Here is a 9939-nt window from a genome sequence, read left to right on the forward strand (position 1 = left end):
CGAGACGACGGTGTGCGAGCGGCGCGAGAGCGGGGCGAGCGAGCTGGTCGCGTGCACGTGGCCGCCTGGCATCGTTCCGGGGATGCCGCGCCGCCAGAGCTCCGGCATGAGGCGTGGCGGCAGCGGCAGCGCGCGTGTGCCCGCGAGGCCGGGGAAGCGCTGCTCGAGCTCGGCGATGGCCGCCTCGGGATGCCGCGCCACGAGCGCCTCGACCTGCCAGCCGGCCGGCGCCGCTGCGATCAGCTCGGGCAGCAGGCTCGCGGTGTAGCGGCCGATGCCACCCGGGACCGGCGCGAGCAGCTGCTCGGCGATGACCGTGAGCGTGGTCATCGCGTCGCCTCGGCGGCCGCGACGAGCGCCTCGACGAGCAGGTCGGCGTTGTGGCTCCACGTGAACTGCGCCGCCCGCGCAACGGCGGCCCGGCCGAGCACGCGGCGCGCCTCGGCGTCGTCGAGGAGCTCGCCCAGCGCGGTGGCGATGCTCGCGGCATCCGTGCCCGCATACGCCACGGCGTCGCCGCCGACCTCCGGAAGGGAGAGCTCGCGGGTGGTGAGCACGCAGGCGCCGGTGGCCATCGCCTCGAGCACCGGCAGCCCGAAGCCCTCGCCGAGGCTCGGGTAGGCGACGATCTCGGCGCCGCCGAGGAAGTCCTTCAGCTGCTCGATCGGCAGGTAGCCGAGGGCGCGCACGTCGAAGCCGTCGGCGACGGCCCGGTCGACGGCCGGCTGCACGTCGTCGTCCCAGCCCCTGCCGCCTGCGAGCAGCAGCGCGGGCCGCTCGCTGCGGCCGGCCACGGCGCTGCGGTAGGCCTCGATGAGGGCGGGAACGTTCTTGCGCGGCTCGAGAGTGCCGAGGAAGGCGATCCAGGCGGCGACCGGCGGGGTGAGGCTCGCGCGGAACGCCTCGACCTCGGCGGGCGTGGGAACGGCGAAGCGCTCGCGGTCGTAGGCGAGCGGGGCGACGCGGATGCGGGCGGCCGGGGTCCCCACGATGCGCGTGAGCTCGTCGGCGCTCGCCTGCGAGCTCGTCATGACCAGGTTGCGCGTGAACCGCGACGCGCGGATCCAGCTGCGGAAGAAGAGCCGCTTGAGGGTCGAGTGCGCCTCGGGAAGCGTGAAGAAGGTGAGGTCCCAGATCGACACCACGCGGGGAAGCGCGGTGAGCACCGGGAAGGTGTAGTGCGGCGAGTAGATCACGTCGGCGCCGAGCCGTCGCGCGAGCCGCGGCAGGCGCAGCTGCTCCCACGCGAGGCGCAGCGGCACGCGCGAGAAGCGAGGGGGCAGGCCGATCACCGTGCGGGCGCCGGCGGCGCGGAATCCGTCGACGTCCCTGCTCTGGCACACAACCGCGAGGTCGATCTCGCTGCGTGCTGCGAGTTCGGCGACGATCGCATCGACGTAGCGGCCGACGCCGCCGCGGTCTGCGGGGATCGCGGTCGCGTCGAGCAGCAACCGTGTCATCTCGGATCCTTCATCGCGGCGGTTACGGTGCCGGGATGCCGCGGACCTTGCCGTCGGCAGAGATGGTGCCAGCACGCCAGGACGTGCCTTGATAAACAGTCCGCGTGGGGCGGCCATTGAGCACCCCCTGCCAGCGTTGCACCTGAACGGATGTGTACGGTCCTGGATCTATGCCGCCGACCCAGGGAACTGCCAGGGGATCGGAGATGAAGAGCAGTGGCTGCCTGGCGCCGTACACCGCACGGACGTTTCGAAGTTCAGCCGCCGTGAGCCGCCTATCAATCGCGATCGCCGAATCACCGCACACTGTCTGGATCGCGGGAGCGACTGTTGTGGGGTAACCGCCGAGCACGACAACCGGCCTGCCATTAGCCAGCTTGCACATCGCTTGCAGCTGCCCGAGCTGGCCGCCGTATTCGGTGGCGGTGAAGAGGTTCGCCGAGACCCATGTCGATGCGGGGAACGTGAAGCCGGCCGCTGCGACGAGGCACATCGCTGTTGCGGTGACGGTCGGCACTATCCGTTGGCTGGCCAGCAACCAGACCGTGACGCGTTGGAAGAACCATGCGGCAAGCAGGACGAATCCCGGGAGCGTGACGGGAAGGAATCTGCGCATCGCCCAGAGCTGGTCGGGGGTGATCGAGACGTTCCAGAGGTAGAGCAGGGACGGCGCCGCGATCACCGTGACGATGAAGAGCAGCGCTGGCTCACGATGAACAAGCGCATGACGCAAGGCCAGGGCCAAGCCGAGGATCGCAGCCGCTACAACGATCCAGCTGTAGTACATCGCGACCCAGTTCAGAGACTGCTCGTCGAAGCTCTGGGTCGGCCCGACCACGAGTCCCTGCGCCTTGGCCATCTGCTGGATCGAAGCCGAATACGGTGAGCCTGCCGGAATGTGATGACCCTGGTACCACAGAGGTCGCGAAGCGAGCCCGCTTCCCACTACGACGACCAGCGCTACTGCGCCCAGACCGATCACTTGCGTACGCCGCGCGAGGAAGACCGTGACCCAGCGCCACGGCGGGCCAACGAGAACGAGGACTCCGAGGCAGTAGATCGCGCTGACCGCTATCACCAGCTGGTGCCACTGACTCGCGAGGGCGGCCATGTACTCGGGGCTGTCCAAGTACAACTCGCAAAGGCCGAGTGCTGTCACGACCACAGCCGCACCGCCGGCGAGCAGGAACGCGGCTCGCAACTGACTTCTGCGCAGCATGCTGGTCGTACCCGCCGCGGCCAGAACTAGCCCGACGAGGAGGCCAACTGTCACCGCAGCGCCATCGACCCTGGCCAGGCTCCCAGCCCCGATCAGCGCACCTCCGAGAACGTATCCGAAACGACTCTGAGAGCGATAAGCCAACCAGAGCAGAGTGAACCCGCCGAACGTCACCGCGACCACGACGGGCTCCGAGTACACCGTGCGGGTGAACCCGATGAACGGCATGCTGATCGCGAGGCTCGCCGTCGCCACGAGGCTCCAGATCGGCCCCACCATCCGTCGCCCCAGCCCGTAGAAGAGAAGGAGCGCGATCGCGCCGATGACGAGGTTCGCGATGAGCACCCCGTGGATGCCGCCGAACCAGCCGCCGATCGCGACGAGGCCTGGAACCAGCTTGGCGCCCTGCACGTGCAGCACGCCGTCGGAGTAGAAGTACGCCGAGCCGCTGACGGTCGCGCCGGGGATCTTCGCGGCGAGGGCGGCGGCGTCGGCCGCGGGCAGGTTGGGAGAGGTGTGCTTCGACAGCCACACGCCCTCAAGCGTGAGGAACCCGGGGTCGCGCGTCACGATCAGCCACTGCGAGGCGAATCGCGCGTTGACGACCAGCCACACGACGGCTCCGATGAGCGCCGCGAGCGAGGACTGCCACGCGAACCGCCCGCTGTATGAGCGCGGCCGCCGCCGCCAGGTGAGCGCGGACGCGACCACGACGACGGGGATGACGAGCCAGGGGCTGAAGACGCGGAAGATGATCGTCGCCGACACCGTCAGGCAGAGCCACAGCAACGGCAGCAGGATCGCGTCGGGGGCCGCGGTGAGGGCGCGCTGCCACCAGGGTGCGGCATCGACCGCGTCCGGCCGGGCTGCGACCGACTCGCTGGCATCGCTGGGGTCGACCAGCTCAGTTGTCACAGTGTCGCGCCTTTCGCATCGTGTGAGTGGAACGTCCGAGTCGGTGACGTCTCATGCCTCGAGCAGCTCGAGATCGCGCCTGGCCATCCTCCGGACGAGGTCGTCGAAGCCGACGGTCGGCACCCAGCCGTAGACCTCGCGGATCTTCGACGCGTCCCCGCGCAGCTCCGCGGCGTCGGCGGGCCGCACGAACGCGGCATCCGTCTCGACATACGGGCGCCAGTCGTCGATGCCGACGGCGGCGAAGGCCGCCGCGACGAAGTCCTTGATCGTGTGCGAGACCCCGGTCGCCACGACGTAGTCGCCGGGCTGATCTCCGGCCGCGACGCGCGCGATCGCGTCGGCGTAGTCGGGGGCCCAGCCCCAGTCGCGCTTGACGCTCAGGTCGCCGAGCACGAGCCTGTCCTGCAGACCGGCCTTGATGCGCGCCGCGCCCGCGGTGATCTTGCGGGTCACGAACTGCTCGGGCCGCCGGGGCGACTCGTGGTTGTAGAGGATGACGCTCGACGCGCGCAATCCGGTGCGGCGGTACACGCCGACGAGCAGGTGGCCGTACGCCTTCGATGCACCGTAGGGATTGACCGGCGCGACCGGCGTCGACTCGTTCTGCGGGCTCGCGGGCGCATCGCCGAAGATCTCTGCGCTGGATGCCTGCACGAACGAGACCGGGGCGCCGCGGCGCTTCTGCAGCTCGTTGGCCGCGTCGATGAGCGCGGCGACGGCCAGGCCGTTGAGCTCGGCCGTGATGAGCGGCTGCTGCCAGCTGGCGGCGACCGAGCTCAGCGCGGCGAGGTTGATGACCGCATCGGGCTCGACCTCATCGACAAGGGCGGCGAGGGATGCGGCGTCCGTGAGGTCGCCCGTGTGGAACGCGACGCCGAGCTGCTCGAGCTCGGCGGGCCGATCGCCGTCGCGGGACAGACCGTGAACCTGCCAGCCGCGGCCGATCAGGTTCTCAGCGAGGTAGCTGCCGGTCTGCCCCGTGACGCCGGTGACGAAAGCGACGGGCACGGCGGTCTTAGGCTCCGGCCGGCTTCTCGCGCTCGAGGTCGGCGTCGACCATCATCTCGACGAGCTCCTTGAACGAGACCTTCGGCTTCCAGCCGAGCTTGTCCTGAGCCTTGGCGGAGTCGCCGATAAGCAGGTCGACCTCGGCGGGGCGGAAGAACTGCGGGTCCTGGTAGACGTGCTTCTCCCAGTCGGAGATGCCGACGTGGTTGAACGCGATGTCGAGGTACTCGCGGACGGGGTGCGTCTCGCCGGTCGAGACGACGTAGTCGCTCGCCTCGTCCTGCTGCAGTATGAGCCACATCGCCTCGACGTAGTCGCCGGCGAAGCCCCAGTCGCGCTTCGCGTCGAGGTTGCCGAGCGAGACCTGGTCCTGCAGGCCGAGCGCGATGCGCGCGACGGCCTTGCTGATCTTGCGGGTCACGAACTCAGGGCCGCGCAGGGGCGACTCGTGGTTGAACAGGATGCCGCTCGAGGCGTGCATGCCGTAGGACTCGCGGTAGTTGATGGTCATGTAGTGGCCGTAGACCTTCGCGACGCCGTAGGGCGAACGCGGCCACAGCAGCGTGGTCTCGCGCTGCGGCACCTCTTGCACGCGACCGAACATCTCGGAGCTCGAGGCCTGGTAGAAGCGGACCTTGCTGGGGTCGTCGTGCGCGTAGAGGCGGATGGCCTCGAGGATGTTGAGCACGCCGAGGCCCGTGACCTGGCTGGTCAGCTGCGCGTTCTCCCACGAGTAGGCGACGAACGAGATGGCGCCGAGGTTGTAGACCTCGTCGGGCTGGGCCTCGTTGAGGGCGCGCAGCAGGCTGGACTGGTCGAGGAGGTCGCCCGTGACGATCTTCACCTCGGGGGCCCACGCCTTGATCACGTCGAGCTTGGGGTTGTTCTGGCCGCGGACCAGGCCGTAGACCTCGTAGCCCTTCGACAGCAGCAGGCGGCTCAGGTACATTCCATCCTGGCCGGTGACGCCGGTGATCAGAGCGCGTTTCATGCAAAAGTCCTATCGGTTGTGGGGCAATTCGCCCCTACATCATAGGGGCGGCCGAGTTCGGCAGTCCCGACGAAGGCTGTGCGCCGGCGGTGGCCCCAATCCGGGCGGCGGGGCGAGTCGCGAGCCGATCCGCGAGCTCGCGCTTCTAATCTTCGAAGAGTTCCAGATTGCCGCCCCGACCGACGAGTGAGTTTTCCTGATGCCGAATCGATCGACGCGAACCCGCATGCTGGCGGTCCTCACCGTACTGGCGGCGGTGGCCGGGGTGATGACGGCGACGGCCCTTCCGTCGCCTTCCGCCACCGCTGCGGACGCATCGAAGTTCGACCCGGGCATGATCATGAGCGATCAGGTCTTTTACAACTCGCAGGCGCTCAGCGCGTCGCAGGCGCAGAGCTTCATCGTCTCCAAAGGCGCGAGCTGCACCAACAACGGCTCGATCCCGTGCCTCAAGAACCTCGTCGTGAGCAGCCCGAACATCGCAGCGAACCAATACTGCTCCGCGATCTCGGCACGTTCCGGGCTGAACGCGGGCGCGGTCTTCGCAACGGTGGGCACGGCATGTGGCATCAGCCCGGCCGTCCTCATCACCCTCGTGGAAAAAGAGCAGAGCCTGGTCTCCAAGTCGAAGCCCACGTCGTACATGTACCAGGAGGCCGCCGGATTCGCGTGCCCGGACACCGCGCCGTGCAGCGAGGACTATGCGGGATTTTTCTCGCAGATCTACGCCGCGGCCCGGCAGTTCCAGATCTATCGCCAGTATCCCGGCTCGTTCAATTACCAGGCGGGGCGCACCAACAACATCCAGTACAACCCGGACAAGGGCTGCGGCACCCAAGCCGTCTACATTAAGAACCAGGCGACGGCCGGGCTCTACGATTACACTCCGTACGTCCCTAATGCCGCTGCGCTGGCGAACTTGTACGGCACGGGCGACACCTGCTCCGCCTACGGGAACCGCAACTTCTGGCGCATCTACAGCGACTGGTTCGGTGACCCGACAGGCGACCTGCTGCAGTGCCCGACTTTCGACGGCTGTGTCACGGGCTGGGGTTTCACCGGCCCTGTCAACCGCAAGGTCTATCAGAACACTGGTGCGCACAGCGGCTCCGGGTACATCGACGTCACTACGACGACGGCTGGCAGCTCGATGGAGCAGACGATCTCGCGATCGATGACGGTCGGCGACTCGTACCAGGCCTCGGTTTGGGTTTCTTCAGCGCCCAAAGGTTCAAGCGTGAGTGGTCGATTTGTGATCTGGGGGCTTGGGGGCAGCGGCAACGAAGCAGCGGTGCGTAACTTCACTGCCACCTCGACCTGGTCCGAAGTTACCGTCAATCTCGACCAAGCCATGCGAACCCACAGCCAGTTGCGTGTGCAGGTCTACATTGACACCCCTGGCAAGCACCTGCACCTAGATGACGTTCACCTTGAGCAAGGTCCGACGCAGCCCGCTCGCACGGCCGTGCCGATTCAGTCTCCGAGCTTTGAGAACGGAGCCACCGGCTGGGGCTTTGGCAATGGCCTCATGAACCGGTCGGTCGCGACTGGTGCCGCGCAGAGCGGCACGCACTATCTCGCAGCGAATACCAAGGAGCTTGGGAGGTCGATTGCTCAGCAGATCGACTGGCCCGTGCCCCGTGCTTCGGCATACACAGCGACGGTGTGGGTCAAGACGCAACGTGATAAACCGTTCAGCGGGAAGCTCGCTCTTTGGTCCCTGGGGGGCAAGTCAATGGTGGCCACTACGCCGTTCGTAGCGGGCTCGTCATGGCAGCAGGTTTCCGTCTCAATTTCGGCGACCGAGGCCGCCGCGACCCACATGAAGCTCGAGATCTACCTGGGAACCCTCGATCCGCAGACGCTTCTGATTGACAACGTCTCGCTGAATGCGAATTTACTGTCTAACGGGTCTCTCGAGTCCGGTGGCTCGGGATGGAGTATTCACGAGAGCGGTACGAACTTCGTTACGTATTCGTCTTCGCAAATCGGCAGCCCTGCGCCCATCGACGGTTCTCATGTCGGCGCTTTCAACACTCCGGTCGCGAACGGTTCGATCCAGGTGGACCTTCCCCGGACATTGCGCGCCCAGGAGACCTACACCGCGACGCTCTGGCTGCGTAGCTCGGACCCTGCGCGCAGTTTCACTGGAACCCTTGCGCTCTGGGAGATCGGTCCTGGCGGTAACAGCGCCGGAAGCACGGCAGTGAGCGTCTCCGGCCAGTGGAAGCAGTACACGGTCAAAGTCGCTGTCGCGCACAACGCGTCGACGACATTGCGACTGCAGCTTTATGGAACGGCTGGCGCACCAACGGTGTTCTTCGACGGGGCGACGTTGCATTGATGGTGCGGGGTGGCCGCCCAGTGCGACTTCCTATACTTCTACTTCCTACGGCGCTCGAGAAGAGGATGTGAAGCGTGACCGAAACCACACTGCAGTCGCTGCAACAGTGGTCGTCGGACGTCGTCGCCGCCTATGTGAGGCGATCTACGCCGGATGCGTCCGGGGTGCGGCGCGCGCTGATCATGCCGCGCTGGGCCGTCACCGTGTTCGTGCGCAAGTCTCGCGAGATCGGCTTCTCGGGCGCTCTGCGGCTGGCGCGTGACGTCGCGGTGAGCAGGTTGAGAGCGGCTCGGTGAGCCCGGCGCCGTCGCCGACCGCGGTCGAGGCCGCGCTCGGCGCCAGACTGCGTGCCGTCGCGACAGCCCTGGGGCTGCCGGCAGACGCCGAACCGCCGCAGCAGCTCGCCGCGCTCGTCGAGCGGGTGGCAGCGGGATCCGCGCGCGACGCGTGGCTCGCCTACACGGCCATCGCCGCGACCTTCCCCGACCGCAACGCTCTCGCGGCCTTTCGTCGCGCGGTCGAGCTCGCGCCGAGTTCCGAGCGCGTCGCCGCGGCACTTGCCGTCTCCGTCGACGACATCGGCCGGCCGGGTCGGGCCACGCGCGGGCTCGAGCTCGTCGACGCCCCCGAGACCGTGCTCGTCGACGTCAGCTTCTCTGCCTCCAATGACCACAACACCGGCGTGCAGCGCGTCGTGCGCTCGTTCGTGCCGCACTGGGTCGCGTCGGGCCGGCCGGTCCGGCTCGTGCGCTGGTCGCCGTTCGGCGGGGCGTACGTCGATCTCGACGATCGCGAGCGCGCGCGGATTCTGGCCTGGCGGTCCGGCGTTCCGACCACCGTCGCGGACCGCGCTGCCGAGCGGGCCGAGCGCCCGATCGTCGTCCCGTGGGGTGCGCGTGTCTTCCACCCCGAGGTGCTGCAGCAGGCAGAGTGCGCCGCAGCGGCATGTCTCGCGGAGTACTCGGGCGCGAAGGTCGGCGTGCTCGGTCACGACACCATCCCGGTGAGCAGCGCCGACAGCCAGCCCGAGCTCGAGAGCGAGCGGTTCGCGAAGTTCCTCGACGTCGTCAAGCACGCCGACTTCGTCGCGGGGGTGAGCCGGTCGGCCGCCGACGAGTTCGCGGGGTTCGCGACTGCGCTCTCAGCACAGGGGCTGCGCGGCCCCCGCATCGTCGCGGTGCCGAACGCCGTCGAGGTGCCTGCGGAGGCGCGTGCCGCGGTCGCGGGGGAGGGCGCGGGCGACGAGCTTCCGATCGTGCTGTGCGTGGGCAGCCACGAGCCCCGGAAGAACCAGGAGGCCGTGCTCGCCGCGGCCGAGCAGCTGTTCGCCGAGGGTGCCCGGTTCCGCATGGTGTTCGTCGGCGGCGGAGGCCGCCAGCAGACGGCGAGCTTCGATGCCAAGGTCGCGCGCTGGCGCACGCGCGGCATGGCGGTGGAATCCCACCGCCGCCTCTCGGACCCCGAGCTGTGGTCGCTCTACCGGCGGGCGCGGTTCACGGTGCTGCTGTCGCTGCACGAGGGCTTCGGGCTTCCCGTGGCCGAGTCCGTCTCGCTCGGCACGCCCGTGCTGACGAGCGACTTCGGCAGCCTGGCCGAGGTCGCCGCGGCCGGCGGGTGCGTCACGATCGACCCGCGTTCCGACGTGCAGATCGTGGACGCGATGCGGCGGATGCTGGCGGACGACGAGCTCATCGCCCGGCTGCGCGCCGAGGCCGCCGCCGCTCCGGAGCGAACGTGGGCTCAGTTCGCCGATGAGCTCTGGCAGCAGTTCACCGCCGACGAGCAGGAGACCGCGAAGTGACCATCGTCGCCCGGACCACGGCCGAGCGCCTGCGGCTGATCGCCGCTCAGCTCGCCCCCGAGACCGCCCTGAGCTCGACGGACGACGCCGACGCCGCGGTCGCACGACTGGTCGCCGCCGGGGTGACGGCCACGTCGGAGTCCGCTTATCTGGTGCGTGCGGTTCTCGACGGGGCGATCCCCGAGCCGGAGGAGGTCG

The 9939-nt window shown here is 68.4% G+C and carries 8 protein-coding genes and 1 pseudogene; 4 read left to right on the forward strand and 5 right to left on the reverse strand.

The window, feature by feature from the left end; genetic code table 11:
- The 5 genes and pseudogenes from ACM2XV_RS09065 to gmd form a co-directional block, all read right to left on the reverse strand.
- Positions 1-330: pseudogene (locus ACM2XV_RS09065) on the reverse strand (glycosyltransferase family 4 protein); the annotation flags it as partial.
- Positions 327-1460, reverse strand: coding sequence for a glycosyltransferase family 4 protein (locus ACM2XV_RS09070; RefSeq protein ID WP_487026696.1), 1134 nt, complete (start codon positions 1458-1460; stop codon positions 327-329). The gene ACM2XV_RS09070 and the pseudogene ACM2XV_RS09065, both read right to left, overlap by 4 nt.
- Positions 1461-1482: 22 nt before the next feature.
- On the reverse strand, positions 1483-3594 hold the full coding sequence (locus ACM2XV_RS09075) for an ArnT family glycosyltransferase (protein ID WP_487026697.1): 2112 nt from the start codon (positions 3592-3594) through the stop codon (positions 1483-1485).
- A 51-nt stretch (positions 3595-3645) separates the two neighbouring features.
- Positions 3646-4605, reverse strand: a complete 960-nt coding sequence (locus tag ACM2XV_RS09080; RefSeq protein WP_487026698.1) for a GDP-mannose 4,6-dehydratase — start codon at positions 4603-4605, stop codon at positions 3646-3648.
- A 7-nt stretch (positions 4606-4612) separates the two neighbouring features.
- Entirely contained in the window at positions 4613-5596 is a 984-nt protein-coding gene (gene gmd, locus ACM2XV_RS09085) for a GDP-mannose 4,6-dehydratase (protein ID WP_487026699.1), read from the reverse strand.
- Between the two features lie 226 nt (positions 5597-5822).
- On the opposite strand from gmd, the gene ACM2XV_RS09090 reads away from it, so the two are divergent.
- The 4 genes from ACM2XV_RS09090 to ACM2XV_RS09105 all read left to right on the forward strand — a co-directional run.
- Entirely contained in the window at positions 5823-7940 is a 2118-nt protein-coding gene (locus tag ACM2XV_RS09090; protein ID WP_487026700.1) for a carbohydrate binding domain-containing protein, read from the forward strand.
- 74 nt (positions 7941-8014) lie between these two features.
- Positions 8015-8236, forward strand: coding sequence for a hypothetical protein (locus tag ACM2XV_RS09095; protein WP_487026701.1), 222 nt, complete (start codon positions 8015-8017; stop codon positions 8234-8236).
- Complete coding sequence (locus ACM2XV_RS09100) at positions 8233-9741, forward strand: glycosyltransferase family 4 protein (RefSeq protein WP_487026702.1); 1509 nt, start codon at positions 8233-8235, stop codon at positions 9739-9741. The genes ACM2XV_RS09095 and ACM2XV_RS09100 overlap by 4 nt, the downstream gene beginning before the upstream one ends.
- The coding region (locus tag ACM2XV_RS09105; RefSeq protein ID WP_487026703.1) for a hypothetical protein at positions 9738-9939 on the forward strand (202 nt) is incomplete at its 3' end. The genes ACM2XV_RS09100 and ACM2XV_RS09105, both read left to right, overlap by 4 nt.

The organism is Gryllotalpicola sp. CP2-P1, assembly GCF_057512245.1.